This is a genomic window from Dyadobacter sp. OTU695 (assembly GCF_038440355.1).
Lineage (GTDB): Bacteria > Bacteroidota > Bacteroidia > Cytophagales > Spirosomataceae > Dyadobacter.
In genome coordinates this window covers 1-19,314 of record NZ_JASATN010000003.1, presented here as the reverse complement: position 1 = coordinate 19,314, position 19,314 = coordinate 1, and the positions used below count along the sequence as shown (strand labels likewise).

The 19,314-nt window shown below is 48.2% G+C and carries 14 protein-coding genes; 8 read left to right on the top strand and 6 right to left on the bottom strand.

The window, feature by feature from the left end; all coding sequences use genetic code 11:
- Positions 1 to 82 precede the first annotated feature (82 nt).
- From AAHB90_RS07995 to AAHB90_RS07985, 3 genes are all read left to right on the top strand, one after another.
- Positions 83 to 1,354, top strand: coding sequence for a hypothetical protein (locus AAHB90_RS07995; RefSeq protein ID WP_342084419.1), 1,272 nt, complete (start codon positions 83 to 85; stop codon positions 1,352 to 1,354).
- Entirely contained in the window at positions 1,351 to 2,592 is a 1,242-nt protein-coding gene (locus tag AAHB90_RS07990; protein ID WP_342084418.1) for a hypothetical protein, read from the top strand. Before AAHB90_RS07995 ends, AAHB90_RS07990 begins: the two co-directional genes overlap by 4 nt.
- Positions 2,593 to 2,655: 63 nt before the next feature.
- The gene (locus AAHB90_RS07985; protein WP_342084417.1) at positions 2,656 to 3,999 is read left to right on the top strand and encodes a MutS-related protein; all 1,344 of its coding nucleotides are present in this window, start codon (positions 2,656 to 2,658) and stop codon (positions 3,997 to 3,999) included.
- Between the two features lie 29 nt (positions 4,000 to 4,028).
- Here the strand turns inward: AAHB90_RS07985 and serS are convergent, their stop codons facing one another.
- The 5 genes from serS to AAHB90_RS07960 all read right to left on the bottom strand — a co-directional run bounded on the left by serS (position 4,029) and on the right by AAHB90_RS07960 (position 9,784).
- Positions 4,029 to 5,321 carry a serine--tRNA ligase gene (gene serS, locus AAHB90_RS07980; protein ID WP_342084416.1) on the bottom strand — a complete coding sequence of 431 codons (1,293 nt, stop codon included), beginning with the start codon at positions 5,319 to 5,321 and terminating at the stop codon, positions 4,029 to 4,031.
- Positions 5,322 to 5,379: 58 nt separating this feature from the next.
- Entirely contained in the window at positions 5,380 to 6,738 is a 1,359-nt protein-coding gene (locus AAHB90_RS07975) for an aspartate kinase (RefSeq protein ID WP_342084415.1), read from the bottom strand.
- Between the two features lie 192 nt (positions 6,739 to 6,930).
- Entirely contained in the window at positions 6,931 to 7,425 is a 495-nt protein-coding gene (gene ribH / locus AAHB90_RS07970) for a 6,7-dimethyl-8-ribityllumazine synthase (protein WP_342084414.1), read from the bottom strand.
- Between the two features lie 118 nt (positions 7,426 to 7,543).
- Complete coding sequence (locus AAHB90_RS07965; RefSeq protein WP_342084413.1) at positions 7,544 to 8,245, bottom strand: tetratricopeptide repeat protein; 702 nt, start codon at positions 8,243 to 8,245, stop codon at positions 7,544 to 7,546.
- A 237-nt stretch (positions 8,246 to 8,482) separates the two neighbouring features.
- Positions 8,483 to 9,784, bottom strand: a complete 1,302-nt coding sequence (locus AAHB90_RS07960) for a serine hydroxymethyltransferase (protein ID WP_342084412.1) — start codon at positions 9,782 to 9,784, stop codon at positions 8,483 to 8,485.
- Between the two features lie 353 nt (positions 9,785 to 10,137).
- Between AAHB90_RS07960 and nagB the strand changes: the two genes are divergently transcribed.
- A complete protein-coding gene (gene nagB / locus AAHB90_RS07955) occupies positions 10,138 to 12,078 on the top strand; it encodes a glucosamine-6-phosphate deaminase (protein WP_342084860.1) in 1,941 nt (646 codons plus the stop codon).
- A gap of 92 nt (positions 12,079 to 12,170) precedes the next feature.
- On the opposite strand, the gene AAHB90_RS07950 is transcribed toward nagB, so the two are convergent.
- Positions 12,171 to 12,335, bottom strand: coding sequence for a hypothetical protein (locus AAHB90_RS07950; protein ID WP_176885078.1), 165 nt, complete (start codon positions 12,333 to 12,335; stop codon positions 12,171 to 12,173).
- A 243-nt stretch (positions 12,336 to 12,578) separates the two neighbouring features.
- Between AAHB90_RS07950 and mutL the strand changes: the two genes are divergently transcribed.
- The 4 genes from mutL to dxs all read left to right on the top strand — a co-directional run bounded on the left by mutL (position 12,579) and on the right by dxs (position 18,264).
- Positions 12,579 to 14,465 (top strand): DNA mismatch repair endonuclease MutL, encoded by a 1,887-nt coding sequence (gene mutL, locus AAHB90_RS07945; RefSeq protein ID WP_342084411.1) that lies wholly within the window; start codon positions 12,579 to 12,581, stop codon positions 14,463 to 14,465.
- A 59-nt stretch (positions 14,466 to 14,524) separates the two neighbouring features.
- A complete protein-coding gene (locus AAHB90_RS07940; RefSeq protein WP_342084410.1) occupies positions 14,525 to 15,310 on the top strand; it encodes a rhomboid family intramembrane serine protease in 786 nt (261 codons plus the stop codon).
- Between the two features lie 3 nt (positions 15,311 to 15,313).
- Positions 15,314 to 16,228: a rhomboid family intramembrane serine protease gene (locus tag AAHB90_RS07935; RefSeq protein WP_342084409.1), complete on the top strand. Its 915-nt coding sequence runs from the start codon at positions 15,314 to 15,316 to the stop codon at positions 16,226 to 16,228.
- Positions 16,229 to 16,314: 86 nt separating this feature from the next.
- The gene (dxs, locus tag AAHB90_RS07930; RefSeq protein ID WP_342084408.1) at positions 16,315 to 18,264 is read left to right on the top strand and encodes a 1-deoxy-D-xylulose-5-phosphate synthase; all 1,950 of its coding nucleotides are present in this window, start codon (positions 16,315 to 16,317) and stop codon (positions 18,262 to 18,264) included.
- The last annotated feature ends 1,050 nt before the right edge of the window (positions 18,265 to 19,314 follow it).

Sequence of the window (19,314 nt, the reverse complement as noted above, 5' to 3'; positions counted from 1 at the left end):
AACCAATTAAAACTTTGGGTTTTGCTGGTCGTTTTGAAGAAAACTTGTCTTAAGTTTGCGGCCGGATCACGACAGATTACCCATGCCCGTTCTTACCGTTTTTTATATTAAGCTGCTCATCAACCTTGCATTGACTATCGGAATTATCTGGACTATCAGCCGTTCGGATCTCTTCTCAAAATGGCAGCGGGAAAACGATAAACTGATCTTCACATTAGGCTTTGTGCTCTTCCGGCTCATTCCCTGGATCGGCATTTTCCTCATTATCAACGAGGAGCCGCGGGGCGATATTCCTTTCTTTTTTTACAAGGCAGAAGGCGCCAAGGCGGGCGGTTTCGTCTACCGCGATTTCTGGTCGTACCACGCGCCACTTTACGCTTACATTATCAGCATCCCGGTCTGGATCTGGCACAATGCCCGTGCGATCGTACTTTTTATGGTATTGATGGAGACCGCCATTCTCTGGCTTACTTACGATACTTATAAAGGCAGAAGTCCGAAAGCGCTGCAACTGGCCACAATTTACTACATGCTCCCGGCTGCATTCATGTACATACTCGTAGATGGACAGGAAGAAGTGTGGTTCTGGGGCGCGGCGCTGCTTATCTGGCGGTATACAATCAAAAACCGGAGCAACTACGAGGTCGGGATCGGGATATTATATGCGATGACATTGCTCACCATAAAAGTGACCTTCATCTTTTTGCTGCCTGCATTGCTGGTAATGGTCAAAAAACCGATCAAAATGCTGCTCGTCATGGCTGCCATTGGCTTACCTGCTGTGGGCTTTCTCTACTGGCAGATCGGCGATCTCTTCCTGATGCCGATCCGGCATACCGAGCAGTTGATGACACCCAACTTATTTTCAGTTCTCCGGCCGTTTGTGGAGCTGGTTTTCCATGTAGATGAAAAGAAGTCAACGCTGATCAACTGGTTCGGATTGCTGTTTACCGTGTTTATTCCCGTTTACATGGCATTGAAAGCACGGCACCGACATATCAGTGAAGTATTACCGGGCATTTTTATCGCCTGCTTCGTGTGCATGATGCTTTTTCAGGCTAGTGCTATGGGCGCGTACGTGATCGCGTACCTGATGGCCGTTTTGTTTGAAATCATCGATATCCGCAAAACCGCTCATGTCGTGGTCCTGCTCGCGCTGAACTGGCTCACGGTTGTGCAGCCTTTTGTGTGGGTGTATATCAAACAGCCCGCGTACACGTCATTGGGCATGTTCGGGAACGCGTCGTACCTGTTCGAGTATGTGCTGCAAATCCTGAATGTACTCTGTTTCCTCTGGGTGCTTCGCGAAACATACCGAAAGGTGGTTCCCTCCCAAAACCTGGCAACGGCATGAACATAGTCCTTGCCAAAACCGTCATCAGCATTGCCGCGCTGTTGGTTACCGCTGCATTGCTTTTTAAAAGGGAATCACTTACCGACTGGCTCGAAAAAAAATCCGCGAATACCGTACTGGCAGTAGCATGGGTATTGCTCCGGCTTCTGCCATTCATTGCCGTGTACCTGGTAGCCAATATGGAGCCTACCTCGGACGTGAACGGCTTCTGGGACGAAGGTAGTAAGGCATCGCTGGGACAGGTCGTGTACCGCGATTTCTGGTCGCCTTACTCACCGCTTTACGCCTATTTTCTTGGCCTGTGGCTGAAACTTTGGTATAGCCCCAAAATGATCGTGCTGACGATGGCGGTAATGGATGGCATTGCATTGCTGGCCTCGTACCATTTTTTCAGGCCATTCCAAACTCGCGGCACATTCCTGTTCCGGGCGCTCATTTATCTGCTGCTGCCGGGCTCGCTCGTGCTTTGCATCATAGGAGCCCAGGAAGATGTATGGATGTGGCTGTTCGTGATCCTTGCTTATCTTCTGCGTGAACGCACATTGCGCGTAGAGTGGTACGCGATCGTATTGGGCATTGGTTTGTTAATGACGAAAGCTATTTTCGTGCTGATCATGGTGCCTTTGTTTCTACTGGAAAAACAAAAGGTCCGTTTCGTCATTCCGATCGCCATTATCGGCATTGTCTCGCTCGGCATATTATACCCGCTCGTCGGATTCGAGTTCATGCAGCCTTTGGACGAAGCCAAAACATTACGGGCCCCGAATATTCCTTCGGTCCTGAATCCCTGGTTTTACAACTCGATAGGCGTCGGGGAAAAGTTTTGGAACTGGATAGGCCTGGTTGCATCGGTAGGCTTGGCTTGCATTTCCGCATGGCGCCTCCGGCATGCCGATTTCCGGGTAATGCTGTCGAAAGTCTGGATCGTTTTATATGCTACGATGATGATCGTACAACAGAGCGCTTACAGTAACTACATCTTCCTCTTCCTGCTACCGCTGGTCCTCTATGTCATTGACTGGAAGAACAAAACACAGGTTACGATACTTTTCGTATTCAACCTGCTTTGCGTGGTGCATCCATCCTACTGGTGGCGGCTCGGCATGCCGTGCTACATGACACCTTCCGACACCCTCGCATCGACTGATCTGCTGATCGACTACTCGATGCAAACGGCGATCGTAATTCTGACCGGTTACTTCATCTGGCTCGCATTTCCCAAAAAGCACGAAGTTTAACTTTATTTAACGGGCGGCTCTCAGCCCCCGCATTTACATTTGGGCGTACACAAAACCGCCCGAATGCAGCCCGTCGACCGGCATACCTTACACGAACTACAACTTCTGCCCGAAAACAGCCGGACGGCAAGCATATTCGCCTTTTACAATCAAACTGAAACGCTGGGAGGTTCTGACTATCTCAAAAGCATCATCACCAAACCCAAGGGAACACTCGACGATATTCGCCGTTTTCAAAAGTTATTAAAAACCATCGCGGCAAGGCCGAATGCGTGGCAGATCAATATTGCAAAAGCTTATGCAGCGGCGGCGGAAAGCTATTTTGCATTGAGCGTGGCGCATTCGATGTCGCAGGACGTCGTGAAGCACTGGTTCGATACCTGGTTGTATTCAGTCAAAAACAAAGGTGAATATTACCGCATTCAAAGCGGTGTGCTGGCTACTTTACGGCTCGCGCGGGCAGTTGAAAACACGCTCAATAACCTCTCCGAAACGGTAATTCCCGATGAGATAAAGGAAGATATCGATCAGCTCAGGAAATTTATTTTCTCCCCTGTTTTATCAGCATTTCTAAAAAGGAATGATGGCAAACTTTCAAATGGCTCCATATTCTACCTCGACTACCATTTCCGGATCAGCCATAGGAACGAATTTCGGCAGATGCTCGACACGCTCTACCGGCTGGACGCCTGCCAGGCGATCATCAAAACGGCCCGTAGGCACCAGCTCACCTTTCCGGAATTTGACCCACGTTTAAATGGCTTCCGCGCGGACTCAGTCTGGCATCCCTTGATCACGGATGCCGTCGCCAACAATTTCTCACTGGGGTCCGACCAGCCGGTGTGCATTCTCACCGGTGCAAACACCAGCGGCAAAACCACATTTCTTAAAACCTGCGGTATTCTGGTTTACCTCGCACACCTCGGATGGCCCGTGCCTGCACAATCGCTTCGGTTACCATTTACCGACCGGCTTTTTACCTCCATTCACCTTTCCGACGATCTCGATCAGGGTTTCAGCCATTTTTACAATGAAATGATACGGATCAAACAAATTTCCCAGGCATTGAGCGTCGGGGAAAGATGCTTTGTGATTGTGGACGAATTGTTCCGGGGTACCAATCAGGAAGACGCTTTTCATTGCTCGAAAACAGTACTTGATGGCTTCGCAAATTTTGAGGGCTCGTATTTTCTCGTCTCCACCCACCTGCATGAGCTGATTTCGCATTACACCGGCCATTCCCAGCTAAGCTTCCACTGTTTCCGAACCCGCATTACCGGCCATCAATTTCAAAATACATTCAAAATCGAAGAAGGAGCCGCATTTGAAAAGGTAGGAAGGCTCATTATGGACCAAACCGGCGTAACCGCCTTGCTCCGAAACGCAAAAAGGCCCTCACCAGAATGAGAGCCCTTTCCTAATAGGTATTTTGAATGCTATTCTATCAAATCGAAACCGCAGAATGGCACCAGGACAGCCGGTACTTTTACCGTTCCATCCGGCTGCTGGTTATTTTCCAGCAATGCGGCCAGGATACGCGGCAATGCCAATGCAGAGCCGTTCAGAGTGTGAAGCAGCTGCGTTTTCTTATCGGCATTCTTGTAGCGCAGTTTCAGGCGATTGGCCTGGTAGGTTTCAAAATTAGAAACCGAGCTGCATTCCAGCCAGCGCTGCTGCCCTGCCGACCATACTTCGAAATCGTAGGTCAATGCGGATGTGAAACCCATATCGCCACCGCAAAGTCGCAGAATGCGGTAGGGCAGTTCCAGTTTTTCCAAAAGGCTTCTCACATGTTCCACCATTTCGTCGAGGGCTTTGTAAGACTCCTCCGGTTTGCTGATCTGCACAATTTCCACCTTATCGAATTGGTGCAAACGGTTCAGTCCGCGTACGTGTGCGCCCCAGCTACCTGCCTCCCTGCGGAAGCACGGCGTGAATGCTGCATTCTTAACCGGTAATTCACTTTCCTGCACGATTACATCGCGATACAAGTTGGTAACCGGCACCTCGGCAGTCGGGATCAGGTAGAGATCGTCAACAGTTGCGTGGTACATCTGTCCTTCCTTGTCAGGTAACTGCCCTGTGGCAAAACCTGAATCTGCATTGACCACAATCGGCGGTTGTATTTCGGTATAACCGGCATTGCCAGCCTCACTGAGGAAGAATGCGATCATTGCCCGTTGCAGTCGCGCGGCTTTGCTTTTGTAAACAGGGAAACCCGCGCCGGTAATTTTGTTACCCAATTCAAAATCGATGATCGGAGCCTGGCTACCACCCAGCTTCCTGATAAGGTCCCAGTGAGGCAATGCGCCTTCGTGCAATTCCGGCTTGCTGCCGGCTTCGAGGACAGTTACGTTATCATCGGCAGTCCGGCCTTCCGGAACGCTCTCATGCGGGAGATTTGGCAGCTTTACGAGCTCTTGCAGCAAAGCTTCTTCAAACTCCTTGTGCTCCTCTTCCAACGCTTTGGAACGCTCTTTCAATGCAGCCGTGTCAGCCTTGGCGGCTTCTGCCTCGGCTTTCTGGCCGGCTTTCATCAGTGCGCCGATTTCCTTGGCTTTGTTGTTGGACGCAGCCAGCACATCGTCTAGTTCCTGCTGGACCTGGCGGCGTTTGCCATCTAGTTCGATAATGCGGTCAACCGCCTGCTCAGCATCCTTGAAATGCTTTTTGGTCAGTCCCGCGATCGTCAGCTCGCGGTTTTCGCGGATAAAATTCGTTTGTAACATTGGGCTGTCGGCTGTCGGCTTTCGGCGATCAGCTTTTTAGTATTTGAATGCTTTGAGATCAGGGAGCAGTGAAAATATCCTTCATCGCGTCCTCGTAAAAGAACAGGCGCTCGTTGAGGACGTTCAATGCCTCCGCTTTGTATTTGGAATGAATCAGCAACGACAGGTTATGTTCCGAAGCACCATACGAAATCATTCGTATAGGAATATTTTTCATCGCATCCAGCACTTTCAATGCGATACCTTCTTTATCGGCGCTGAAATTACCAACTATGCAAATGATATTCTGGTCGCGGTCATGTTCCTCCAAATCGGCGAATTCACGCAATTCGGCACTGATCTGTTCCAGGTTTTCGGAGTTATCGATCGTTACCGACACCGATACTTCTGAGGTCGTGATCATATCCACCGGCGTTTTATATTTCTCGAAAATCTCAAACACCCGGCGAAGGAAGCCGTAAGCATTCAGCATACGGGTCGAGTGAATGTAGATTGCCGTGATATTGTCTTTGGCGGCAATGGCTTTAATGTCGCGGTCGGAAGTCTGGGTCGCGATGAGCGTTCCGGGAGCTTCCGGCTGCATGGTGTTTTTCAAACGAACCGGTACGCCACGCAACTTGGCAGGGGTAATGGTGCTCGGGTGCAGGATTTTCGCCCCGAAATAAGCCAGCTCAGCCGCCTCTTCGAACGTCAGCTCGCGGATCGGGAAGGTACGCTTCACAATGCGCGGGTCGTTGTTGTGCATTCCGTCGATATCGGTCCAAATCTGGATTTCATCTGCACGGATCGCTCCGCCGATCAACGACGCGGTGTAATCGGAACCACCTCTTTTCAGGTTGTCCACTTCCTCCCGCGGGTTGCGGCAGATGAACCCTTGCGTAACGATCGTCTGCTTGTCGGTATATTGGTTTAAAATAGTTACCAATTTCTCCTCGATCGTAGCCAGCTCAGGCTCTCCATCCGCATCAATGCGCATGAAATCCAATGCAGGCAGCAATACCGAGCTCTCTCCTTTTTCTTCCAGATACGCCTGGAACATTTTGGTACTCAATATTTCTCCTTCCGCAACGAGTTCTTTCTCCTGTTTGATGGTGAAAGGTTTCACGCTTACCACCGATTTGATAAACCCGAATTCTGAATCCACGATCTGCTGACCAGCTGAGAGCCCCTCAGGAGTTGAATACAATTCCTTGATGAACAAATCGTAGTGATTTTTCAATTCTTCAATCAATGCCGCAGCCTTGGCGTCGTCATACGATTTGGCTGCTTCTCCGATAGCGATCAGCGCGTTGGTCGATCCGGAAAGGGCCGATAATACGACAATTTTACGATTAGGATCATTGTTGAGGAGTTCGCGGATTGAGTGCATGCGCTCAGGCTTCCCTACCGAAGTACCGCCAAATTTCCAGACTTGCATAACTAATTTTGAATGATTGAATGACTGAATGATTGAATGACTGAATGAATGAATGACTGAATGAATGATTGATTGAATGACTGAATGTGTGAGTTTTGAATGACTGAATGTGTGAATGAGTGAATATTCTTCATGCAAATAAATCAAACTGTGACTTGCGTTGCCAGACAGGGTCGCGCCCTATTCACTCATTCAGTCATTCAAAATTAATTTAAGCCCGACCATCTTAATCGCCGTCATCGCCGCTTCGTCGCCTTTGTTGCCGTGTACGCCGCCAGACCGTTCCAGTGCCTGCTCCATATTGTTGGGAGTCAGTACGCCGAAAATTACCGGTTTGTCGTATTTCAGGCTGACATTCGTGATGCCTTGCGCCACCGCGTGGTTGATATAATCGTTATGCTTTGTTTCGCCCTGGATTACGACACCCAATGCGATCACCGCATCGATATCCGCACGCTGAGCGAACCATTGAGAGGCCATGGTAAGCTCGAAACTCCCCGGCACATTACCTCTGACGATATTCGCCGGAAGCGCCCCGTAGGTAATCAGCGTCTGGTAAGCTCCTTCGAACAGTTTTTCGGTCACTTCGCTGTTCCATTCGGCTACGACGATCGCAAATTTTTTATTGCTGATATCCGGAAGTCCTTCCGTGGTGAATACGCTCAGATTTTTATCGGCACTTGACATTGATTTTCAAGAGGTTAATTAGAAAATGTCTTGTTTTTAAAACTTTGGATTAAATGAATAAAAAAAGGATAAAACCTCGGTCGGCTTTATCCTTTTTCAGAAACAGAATGGTTAACCATTATTTGCCGACCTGTCCCTCTAATAATCCCATATATTTCTTCGCATTCACCACTTCCGAGGACAGTGGGAACTCGTCTACAACACGTTTATAGGTTGCAACTGCATCAGCTGGCTGGTTAGCCTTCTCCTGAGCGAGTGCCAGTTTCATCAGATAAACGGGTGTAAAATATTCGTTTTTCTCATAATCAGCGGCTTTCTGATAGTATGAGATGGCCTCAGCAGGCTGATTTTTTTCGAGATAAGCGTCACCGATCAAGGATTGGGCACGCGCGTGGATCAACAGATCGGAAGAACTGAATGATTGCAAACGGCTGATAGCGTCGTCGTATTTGCCTTGTTTCAACAAAGCTACACCGGCGTAGAAGCTGGCCAGGTTGCTGGCATCGGTTCCTTTGTAATTGTCGGCAATAGAAAGAAGACCTTCATTACCGCCGCTTCCGTTCAATGCTTTCTGCAATGAATCTGCTTCAAAATCGTACACGACACTTGCAAGTGCATTCTGGGCGGTGCCTTCCTGACCATCTATATAAAAACGGTAACCAGCAAATCCAGCAATAGCAACCACAACCGCCACCCCGATTCCAAGAACTACCTTACGGTTTTTTAGGAAAAAAACCTCTGCTTTATTGATCTGGCCTGCTAATGCCTCCGGAGATTCGATGATTTCGATCCCAGATTCGCCCGTATTTTTCTTGCTCATATCAAATAATTCGATTTTGGAGTGCAAAGTTATGAAAAACTTATTAAGTCAAAACAAGTTAGGACACAATTCTTTGTGATATGTATTTCCTGTGGACCAATAATAAACGAACGGCTAGCAGTGACAAATGCATGGAAGACCATTTGATTTGTGACTCAGCCTATTAACCTACATCATAAAACAAAAACTGCGCGGCAACCAAAGTTACCGCGCAGCATTCTGCAACCTTATATAATGTTAATACAATGGATATTGTTTCATCCATTCGTTCACTTCTGTTTTAACAGCGGCGATTTTCGCTTCGTTGTCATTGTTAACCAGAACGGTATCCACCAGATCAACGATACGTTCCATATCGGCCTCAACCAATCCGCGGGTCGTCATCGCAGCAGTTCCTACGCGCATACCGGAGGTTACCATCGGCGATTTGTCATCGAAAGGAACCATGTTTTTGTTAATGGTAATGTCCGCTTTGATCAGCGTGTTTTCAGCCAGCTTACCAGTCAGGCCTGATTCTACGCCATTTTTTGTACGCAGGTCGATCAGCATCAGGTGGTTGTCGGTACCGCCTGAGATAATGCGGTAACCTTTGTCAACGAATGCTTTGGCCATTGCCTGTGCATTTTTCGCAACCTGGGTTGCATAGTTATAATATCCTTCGCTCAGCGCTTCTCCGAATGCAACGGCTTTGGCAGCGATAATGTGCTCCAAAGGCCCGCCTTGTGTGCCCGGGAATACGCCCGAATCCAAAAGCGATGACATGGTGCGCAGCTGGCCCTTCGGGGTTTTGATACCGAATGGGTTTTCGAAGTCGTTGCGCATCATGATCACACCGCCGCGTGGGCCGCGAAGTGTTTTGTGCGTTGTAGTAGTTACAATGTGGCAGTGATCGAACGGATCTTTCAAAAGTCCCTTAGCGATCAGGCCGGCAGGGTGGGAAATATCAGCCATCAACAATGCACCGATTTGGTCGGCCACCGCACGCAGGCGCTCGTAATCCCAGTCACGGCTATATGCGGACGCACCGCAGATCAAAAGCTTCGGACGTTCTTTCAATGCGGTTTCCTCAACTTTATCCCAGTCGATCAGACCTGTTTCTGCTTCAACACCATAAAACACAGGCTGGAAATATTTACCTGAAATGTTCACAGGCGAGCCGTGTGTAAGGTGACCTCCGTGTGCGAGGTTAAAGCCCATAATCTTGTCACCCGGGTTCAGGCAAGCAAGGAAAACGGCCGTATTGGCTTGTGCTCCCGAATGTGGCTGTACGTTAGCCCAGGTAGCACCGAAAAGTTCTTTCAAACGGTCGATCGCGATCTGCTCGATTTCGTCAACTACCTCGCAACCGCCATAGTAACGTTTGCCTGGAAGACCTTCCGCATATTTGTTGGTCAACACACTGCCTGACGCCTCCATCACCTGGCGCGATGTGAAGTTTTCAGAAGCGATCAGTTCGATACCAGACTCCTGGCGATGTTTTTCTCTGTTGATCAGATCAAAAATGGCGGTGTCGCGTTCAACGCTGGTGAGTGTAGACATGGGATTTGTCAGAAAAAATGGTGTGATACTCTTGGAATAAGCCGCAAAAATACAAGCAATTATTTTGGAATAAAATACTAACACTTACTTTATCTTTAAAGTGCGAAGCGCCGGATTAGCCGCGTCTGGGGAAATAGCCCGTAGTGGCGCGACGAGCGTAATTTTAAGTATAAGTTATTTCTTAAATTATTTTAAGAATAATTGTTTTCCGTTGTACTTTTGTGGTCAAATCGTTCGTGCGTGATCGAACACATGAGTAACTTGCAGTTTAATCCGAAGTCTATTCACGAAACTCTTACATAATTTAACATTTAGTTATGAGCCAACAAACGGTAAGTCCACAAACAATCCTGATGCAAGCTTCCAACAATGGAAAAGGCACTTCCGGCACCATAGGACAACCTATTACCTATGAAAAAATCCCGACGCAGATTTTTGCCGATTCCAAAGAGGCGTCCTACGCGGTTGCGAAAGAGATTTCGGACCTGATCCGTCAGAAACAAAAGGAAGGAAAACCTTGCGTTCTGGGGCTTGCTACCGGCTCTTCGCCGAAGACTGTTTACGCAATCCTCGTGCGTATGCACCGTGAAGAAGGTTTGAGCTTCAAGAATGTGATTTCTTTTAACCTGGATGAGTACTACCAAATGGAGCCGGATTCCATTTACAGCTACCACCGGTTCATGAAGGAGCAGTTGTTCGATCATGTCGATATTCCGAAAGAAAACTATTTTCTTCCGGACGGAACGGTACCCGCTGCCTTGCTGCGTGATTACTGTATGTCTTACGAGAACAAAATCAATGCGGTAGGCGGACTGGATTTCCAATTGCTCGGTATTGGTGGTAATGGCCACATCGGTTTCAACGAACCTGGCTCATTGATCAACTCGCATACACGCCTTATCACGCTCGACCACTCTACGCGCGCAGCTGCCAGCATGGAGTTCGGTGGACTGCATAATGTACCCCGCAAAGCGATCACGCTAGGTGTTGCACCGATTTTGAATGCACGCCGCATCGTTCTGCTGGCCTGGGGTGAAAGAAAAGCTTCGGTAATCAAAAGTGCCGTGGAAGGCCCTGTGACAGAGCTTAACCCTGCTTCGTACCTGCAAGCACACGCCGATGTTTCTTTTGTAGTTGACGAAAGCGCGGCTTCCGAGCTGACCCGCATCAAAACGCCTTGGGCTGTTGACTCGGTGATCTGGGACAATAAAATGATCAAGAAAGCGGTAACACATTTATCGCAAACCTTGAAAAAACCAATCCTGAAACTGACTGACAAGGATTACAACGACAATGGTATGAGCGATCTACTGGCACAATATGGCGCCGGTTATGAGATCAATATCAATGTGTTCAACCAATTGCAGCATACTATCACCGGATGGCCGGGTGGAAAACCCAATGCGGATGATACGCACCGTCCGGAACGCGCTCAGCCTGCGAAAAAACGTGTGCTCATTTTCAGCCCGCACCCCGACGACGATATTATTTCAATGGGTGGTACTTTCCAGCGCCTCGTCGACCAGGGCCATGAGGTACACGTTGCCTACCAGACTTCCGGAAACATTGCAGTAGCCGATGACGAAGCATTGCGTTTCATTGATTTCGTAGTCGACTTCAACAATGGCTTCGCAATCGATAGCCCGAATGCGACTAAACTGTTCCAGGATGCGAAAGACTTTTTGAGACATACCAAAAATAGCGAGATCGATACGCCTGAGGTTCGCAAGGTGAAAGGTCTCGTCCGTCGTGGCGAGGCAAAGGCTACCTGCCGTTTCGTAGGTATCCCAACCAGCCAGGCGCATTTCCTGGATATGCCTTTCTACGAAACAGGTACCGTTCAGAAAAAGCCGATCGGTGAAGAGGATATCAAAATCATCGAAAACCTGATTGAAGAAGTTAAGCCACACCAAATCTACGCCGCCGGCGACTTCGCCGATCCGCACGGAACGCACAAAGTGTGCTGGGACGCTATCGAGGCCGCATTGCAGCGTTCGAAACATAAGAATTTCATGAAGGACTGCTGGGTATGGTTGTACCGCGGCGCATGGGCTGAATGGGATATTTATGAAATCGAGATGGCCGTTCCAATGAGCCCCGACCAGGTTTTGAAAAAACGCCAGGGAATTTTCAAGCACCAGTCCCAGAAAGACGGTGTGGTGTTCCAGGGTGAGGATTCCCGCGAGTTTTGGCAGCGTGCCGAAGAGCGCAACCGTGGAACCGCTCAGCTGTACGATTCACTTGGCCTCGCCGAGTACGAAGCAATGGAAGCATTCGTACGCTGGAAATTCTAAGTAATAACCGTAAATGAAAAGAGCCCGGAGTTTTCCGGGCTCTTTTCATTTATATCTACCTGATATGCTGACTAAATACGTCGATGCTGGTGTTACAATTCCATGTCAACCCACATCCTGTGCGCCATTTTTTCAACCATATTCATTACGCCTTGTACGGCGCCAAAAATGATACAAAGAGGCAGAATGACTGGTAAAAAGATCAGCCATTGCAGTGCCATGGTAAAGTTAAATCTCTTGATAATTGGCGTTTTCATAACAGGATCAGGTGCTTAATAACATCGGTTTAGTATCCCAAGTTATACAATTAATTAATAGTCAACAACTTTTTACAATACTAACGTTCTCGTTTTGTGTAAAATTTGAATTATTAATGTAATTATTTCAATTGGAATTCTTGAAAAAGCAATTTCACCCAATTTGTTACCCACCATTATAAGCCGAGCAGTAAAAAAAATTTTTGTTTATTTGTTATAGTAAAGTTAACTGCCACTTCCGACATGCCTTCATCCGACATCATTCAACTATTACCCGATTCCATAGCCAACCAGATTGCCGCGGGAGAGGTCGTTCAGCGACCCGCTTCGGTGGTAAAGGAGCTCATGGAAAATGCGATTGATGCGAAGGCCACGCAAGTGCAGGTCATACTCCGCGAAGCTGGCCGGACGCTGATCCAGGTGATCGATAATGGCAGCGGAATGTCGGAAACCGACGCGCGGATGTGCTTCGAACGGCATGCTACTTCCAAGATCCGGCAATCGGAAGACCTGTTCAGGATCAGGACAATGGGCTTCCGTGGTGAGGCGCTGGCGTCGATCGCCGCGGTGGCGCAGGTGGAGATGCGTACGCGCGAAGAATCGGATGAACTGGGCACATTGATCCGCATCGACGGTTCGGAAATCAAAACCCAGGAGGCTGTGGCTTGTCCGAAAGGCACTAATTTTTCGATCAGGAACCTGTTTTTCAATGTACCGGCCCGACGAAACTTTCTGAAATCCAATTCCGTCGAAATGCGCCACGTGCTCGACGAGTTCCAACGGGTTGCATTGGCGCATCCGGAGGTAGGTTTCACGCTCCATCACAACGATACGGAGGTCTTTAACCTTCAATCGGTGAAACTGGTCAAGAGAATCATTGATATTTACGGTAAAAGCTATCGTGAGCAATTGGCTTATTGCCAGGAAGACACTTCCTACATCAATGTTCGCGGCTATATCGGCAAGCCCGAATTTGCCCGGAAGACCCGCGGCGAGCAGTTCTTTTTCGTGAACGACCGCTACATCAAGCATAATTACATGCACCACGCGGTGATCAGCGCATTCGATGGTACCATTCCGGAAGGCAGCCACCCGTTTTATGTATTGTTTATTGACATCGACCCGTCACATATCGATATCAATATCCATCCCACTAAAACGGAAATCAAATTCGACGACGAGCGGTCAGTATATGCGATCATTATGGCCGCCGTGAAAAAGGCGGTAGGGGTTTATAATCTCTCACAATCCATTGATTTTGAAGAAAATATAAACTTTCTAAATCCATCCCCGTCGGAGCCGAACAATAACCTCATTCCGCGCACGGTAATGCCCGACTGGGCCGCACAGCCGCGCAAGAGCGAGAGCGGCGCGTCGAAATCCAACCTGACCAATTGGAGCAAGCTGTTCGAAGGTTTGCAAAATACCGAAGACCGGCACCGCGAGCTTGCTGCTTTCGAGATGAGTGCAAGCACGGCTTCGAGGCCGGTGTACCAGGAACAAGCCAAAACGGTCGCCAGCAAGGTGAACCGGATGGCTTCCGAAGTAATTGCCGCACCCGAGGCCGACGCGCTGTTGTTTCAGCTCCATAACCGCTACATTTTGTCTCAGGTGAAGGACGGCATTATGCTCATTGATCAAAAATCGGCCTATGAGCGCATTCTTTACGAGCGGTACCGCAAGATGCTCATCAACCGCAATGGGGCCTGCCAACAGCTTCTTTTTCCAAAAACCATCCGCCTCACGCATTCGGATATGCAGCTTGTGCATGAAACGAAAAAGGAGATCAGAAGCCTTGGCTTTGAGTTTGACGAATTCGGGTCCAATGAACTGATCATCCGCGGCATTCCGGCCGATTTGCCTGAAGAAAGTGAGCAGGATTTGTTCGAAGAGTTGATCGAGCAACTTAAACAGAGTTATTCCGACCTTAAACTGAATAAGCCGGAAAGTCTTTCACGATCGTTGGCGAAACGTTTTTCAGTACGATACGCCGTCAAACTTTCGTACGTCGAAATACACACATTGCTCAACCAGCTGTTTTCATCCTCGGACCCGAACCGGACGCCGGGCGGCGAGCCGATCATCGTTTTGCTGACGATGGATAAACTGGCCAACATATTCCGGGGTTGAGAAACAAAAACCGGAATTGTGAAGTTTATTGAAGATAAATCTTTGAATTTGAATCTTATATGTTAGCCATAACCCCCACGGTAAGGAATTTATTAATTCTGAACATTCTATTCTACTTTATTGATTCTTCTGTTTTCAGCCTGAAAGGCCAGTTCGCGCTCATGCCGGTAATGTCACCGGAGTTCCACATTTTCCAGTTTGTTACCTACATGTTCCTGCACGGAGGCATTGGTCACCTTTTCAGCAATATGTTCGGTCTGATCATGTTCGGGCCGCTGCTGGAAAGGATCTGGGGGCCGAAGCGCTTTCTGATTTTTTACTTTGTAACCGGCATTGGCGCGGGGCTTCTGTTCTCGGGAATAGGCCTTTATGAGAATTGGCAGGTAGCAAATGCTGTTGAGTTATTTACCCAAAATCCTACACCGGACGGCCTGGCCGATTTCCTGAGCAAGCACGCCGAACCGCTTTACGAGCCGAACCTAGACTTTTTGAATTCTTTCGAAGGAAATCCAACCAATTCGGTGTATATTCAACAGAGTATTAAGCTGGTACAAGGTTTTTATGCCTGGTCTATCAGCATACCGATGGTCGGCGCTTCGGGAGCAATTTTTGGCATCCTGATGGCGTTTGGTTTGTTGTTTCCAAATACGGAGCTTTTTCTCCTGTTCGTACCGTTCCCTATAAAAGCAAAATATTTCGTTGCTTTTTATGGGCTTTTTGAATTGTATTCAGGAATACAAAATGCTCAGTCCGATAATGTTGCCCACTTCGCACACATTGGAGGAATGCTATTTGCATATATATTGTTGCGTTACTGGGGTACGCAAAAATCAAATTTCTATTAGAAGATGAGCAATATTGTTGACGACGTTAAAAGGGAATTCGCGAAATCCGAGAATGCGCTTGTAAAAATTATCCTGATCAATACAGCAGTGTTCCTGATTCTGCTGCTCATGAAGATTGTGCTCACCCTATCCCAATCTTCGAACGTATACGCACTGGTGATCAATATGTTACAACTTCCGGCCGCTACGGGAGAATTCGTATATAAGCCCTGGACGCTCATCACGTATTTCTTCACACACGATGATATCTTTCACATTCTTTTCAATATGCTCTTTCTCTACTGGTTCGGAAAACTGGTGGATGAATACCTGGGCGCAAAAAGAGTAGTGGCGCTATACATGCTGGGCGGGATCGCTGGGGGGCTGATTTACATTGTTTTGTATAACCTCCTGCCTTACTTTCAGGCGCATATTGAAGGTTCCAGAATGCTCGGCGCGTCGGCTGCGGCATTTTCCGTGGCAGTCGGAGCATCCACTTTGCTTCCAAACTATACATTCAACCTGATTTTTTTAGGTCCTGTTCGTATTAAGTTCATTGCATTATTCTATATCATTCTCTCGCTTGCGCAGACTGTGGGGCCTAATGCAGGTGGAAACCTGGCGCATTTGGGAGGCGCATTTACAGGTTATATTTTCATCAAATTGCTGCAAAACGGGACAGATTTGGGTAAACCGATCTACGGACTATTATCGGTATGGTCACGCATTTTCCGGAAACGGCCGTCCATGCAGGTCACCTATCGTGAACGGCAGGTGTACCGCAGCACCAGTGTATATTCATCGTCGTCATCGGGTACGATTGAAATGCCTGATCAGATGGAAATCGATTCGATCCTGGATAAGATCTCGAAATCAGGCTACGAAAGCCTGACCCGCGAGGAGAAGCAGAAGCTGTTCAAGGCGAGCCAGCAAAAATAATAGTCAGACTTAATGCGTATTTGCTTAATTTTGTGACTATTTAACAAAGCGGACAGCCAGTAAATTTGATTCAATAGCCCTACGGTATGCTTATAACGCCAGGAAAATTATTAGCAACAATTAATTCTCCCGAAGATCTTCGAAAACTGGACAGTTCTCAGCTTCCGCAGGTTTGCAACGAGTTAAGGCAATTTATCATCGATAATGTGTCGGTTTACGGCGGGCATTTCGGCGCCAGTCTGGGTGTGGTCGAGCTGAGCGTGGCACTGCATTACGTATTCAATACGCCCGACGACCAGCTAGTCTGGGATGTGGGCCATCAGGCTTACGGCCATAAAATACTTACCGGCCGGCGCGATGCATTTCACTCTAACCGCGTTTACGGCGGACTTTCCGGTTTTCCCAAAAGAAAAGAAAGCATTTACGACGCATTTGGCGTAGGCCACTCGTCTACATCCATTTCATCGGCGCTCGGAATGGCGGTAGCATCCGCGTTGGAAAAGAATTTCGAACGCCAGCACATTGCGATCATCGGCGACGGCGCCATGACTGCCGGTTTAGCCTTCGAAGGCATGAACCATGCCGGTGCTACGGATTCCAACCTGCTGATCATACTTAATGACAACTGCATGGCCATCGACCCGAACGTCGGTGCGCTGAAAGAATACCTGACCGACATCACCACCTCGCAGACTTACAACAAGTTCAAGGACGAAGTCTGGAACCTGCTCGGAAAAATGAGCAACTTCGGCAAGAGCGCCCAGGAAATTGTTTCCAAGGTCGAAACAGCGATGAAAACAGCGATCCTTCGCCAGAGCAATCTGTTCGAATCGCTCGGATTGCGCTACTTCGGCCCTATTGATGGAAATGATATCAGCCATCTTACCGAGGTACTTAAAGATCTCAAAAACATTCCTGGTCCCAAGCTTTTGCATTGCCTTACCGTAAAAGGAAAGGGCTACGGCCCGGCCGAAAAAGACCAGACGAAATGGCACGCTCCGGGCATCTTTGATAAGATAACAGGCGAGATTCAGAAGAAAGTTTACAATACGCCACAGGCACCAAAATATCAGGACGTATTTGGCCATACTATCGTGGAATTGGCCAGACAAAATCCGAAGATAGTCGGTATCACACCCGCAATGCCTTCTGGCTCCTCATTGAACATCATGATGGAAGCCATTCCTGAGCGGGCATTCGACGTAGGCATCGCCGAGCAGCACGCCGTAACGTTCTCGGCGGGTATGGCAACTCGAGGTGATGTGGTGTACTGTAACATCTACTCGACATTCATGCAGCGCGCCTACGACCAGGTCGTACACGATGTATGTATTCAGGAATTGCCTGTAATATTCTGCCTTGATAGGGCAGGATTGGTGGGAGCGGATGGCCCAACCCACCATGGCGTATATGACATCGCTTTCATGCGTTGCATTCCAAATATGGTGGTAGCCTCGCCTATGAACGAGCAGGAGCTGAGGAATATGATGTACACTGCGCAGCTGGAATTGTTTCAGTCGGGTAAAAATGCATTTACGATCCGTTATCCGAGAGGCAATGGCGTCATGCCGGACTGGAAAACGCCGTTTGAGGAGATCGAGATAGGAAAGGGAAGGAAGATCAAAGACGGTACGGACCTTGCCATACTATCCTTCGGGCCACTTGGCAATTTCGCTTTGCAAGCCTGTGAAGAATTGAAAAAGCAAGGCATCGACGCCGGTTTATTCGATATGCGGTTTGCAAAGCCGTTAGATGAGGCTCTGCTTCACAATATATTCTCTTCCTACGACAGGGTCATCACCCTGGAAGATGGTTGCTTACAGGGCGGATTTGGCAGTGCTGTCGTGGAATTTATGATCGACAACGGATATACAAGCCACGTTAGACGGCTGGGTATCCCCGACACGATCATAGAACACGGCGAACCTCAGGAACTATACCATGAATGTGGCCTTGACGTAAAAGGTATTACCGGCGCGGCAATCGAATTCATGACAACCAACCGCAAGCATCTACCCAAAAGCGCGCTTTACTAGGGTATCTATTAATCAAACATCAACAGGATAAAAGTTCGTTCTGACCGTTTTTAGTGGTTCATCTCTGAAATACCTATCTCTTATTGTCAAGAAAGGTTTCTCGATGTAGTGATACATCAATGTCGAGATTGTAACGGTCGCCACCCAATAGATAACGTACAGCAACGGGCCATATACCCCGGAACGAGTACCTATTGTTGTGGTCTTCATTAACTGTCCAACGATCGAATAATTGACCAGATACATCGAGTAGGATATCTTGCTGATAAACCTCACTCAACTTTTGATCCATCCCGGTTTTACATCTAATGTTGTCATAACAGGCAAGACAATCATAATGCAGATAGTGCTCACGGAAAGAAGAGCTTGTTTGTTAGCGTAATGGAATTAAGGTAGAGTCCTCCATTGCAGACCATCCAAAATGTGACGTAAAATGAAACTAGACCTGTGATTAATAAAAATCGCAATCTCCGCCATCTTTTCCCAAATTCCCGGTGCGGAGCTTGCCATGTAGGCTAAAAGCACGCCAAGACCGATAGAATCCAACCGCATAATCACAATCATTCTCGTCAGCATCCAGGCTCCGCGAGAATGAATATCCAAGAAACAAAATCTCGCAATGGAGGGCGTCGCTATCAACGATGATACAATCGAGTTTTCCTAAGGAGTACTTCAATGAATTTTTGGAGTAACGATCGAGCTTCTAATGCTTGAATAGAAAGGTAAATAAGCGAGAAGCGACGATGGCCGAAACGGGTAAATCAAGTAGAGTAGGAATGCCTTCTTTCTGAAATGCAAGCCCCCCAAACACAACAAAAGCATCCTTTGAGGGGATGCTTTTGTTGTGTTTAATAATTGTGGCGGCTAGGCTGCGCGCCCCGCCTACTTTACCAGGTTTGATCGGGGACGCCTAGTCGGGGACGCCCAGTCGGGGACGCCCAGTCCAAGTATCATCGGTGGTCCTGGCCGGGGTTGCGGACAACCTAGGCGCCCCCGCTTAGGCAGCCCCGCTTAGGCAGCCCCGCTTAGTTTCTCTGTTCCGGGACGCGT

Bases quoted from the DNA above. Each gene is read 5' to 3' on its own strand.
- AAHB90_RS07935 (WP_342084409.1), top strand. From the start codon at position 15,314: ATGAGCAATATTGTTGACGACGTTAAAAGGGAATTCGCGAAATCCGAG.
- AAHB90_RS07965 (WP_342084413.1), bottom strand. From the start codon at position 8,245: ATGAGCAAGAAAAATACGGGCGAATCTGGGATCGAAATCATCGAATCT.
- AAHB90_RS07985 (WP_342084417.1), top strand. From the start codon at position 2,656: ATGCAGCCCGTCGACCGGCATACCTTACACGAACTACAACTTCTGCCC.
- AAHB90_RS07990 (WP_342084418.1), top strand. From the start codon at position 1,351: ATGAACATAGTCCTTGCCAAAACCGTCATCAGCATTGCCGCGCTGTTG.
- dxs (WP_342084408.1), top strand. From the start codon at position 16,315: ATGCTTATAACGCCAGGAAAATTATTAGCAACAATTAATTCTCCCGAA.
- nagB (WP_342084860.1), top strand. From the start codon at position 10,138: ATGCAAGCTTCCAACAATGGAAAAGGCACTTCCGGCACCATAGGACAA.
- ribH (WP_342084414.1), bottom strand. From the start codon at position 7,425: ATGTCAAGTGCCGATAAAAATCTGAGCGTATTCACCACGGAAGGACTT.
- serS (WP_342084416.1), bottom strand. From the start codon at position 5,321: ATGTTACAAACGAATTTTATCCGCGAAAACCGCGAGCTGACGATCGCG.
- AAHB90_RS07975 (WP_342084415.1), bottom strand. From the start codon at position 6,738: ATGCAAGTCTGGAAATTTGGCGGTACTTCGGTAGGGAAGCCTGAGCGC.
- AAHB90_RS07995 (WP_342084419.1), top strand. From the start codon at position 83: ATGCCCGTTCTTACCGTTTTTTATATTAAGCTGCTCATCAACCTTGCA.
- AAHB90_RS07960 (WP_342084412.1), bottom strand. From the start codon at position 9,784: ATGTCTACACTCACCAGCGTTGAACGCGACACCGCCATTTTTGATCTG.
- mutL (WP_342084411.1), top strand. From the start codon at position 12,579: ATGCCTTCATCCGACATCATTCAACTATTACCCGATTCCATAGCCAAC.
- AAHB90_RS07940 (WP_342084410.1), top strand. From the start codon at position 14,525: ATGTTAGCCATAACCCCCACGGTAAGGAATTTATTAATTCTGAACATT.
- AAHB90_RS07950 (WP_176885078.1), bottom strand. From the start codon at position 12,335: ATGAAAACGCCAATTATCAAGAGATTTAACTTTACCATGGCACTGCAA.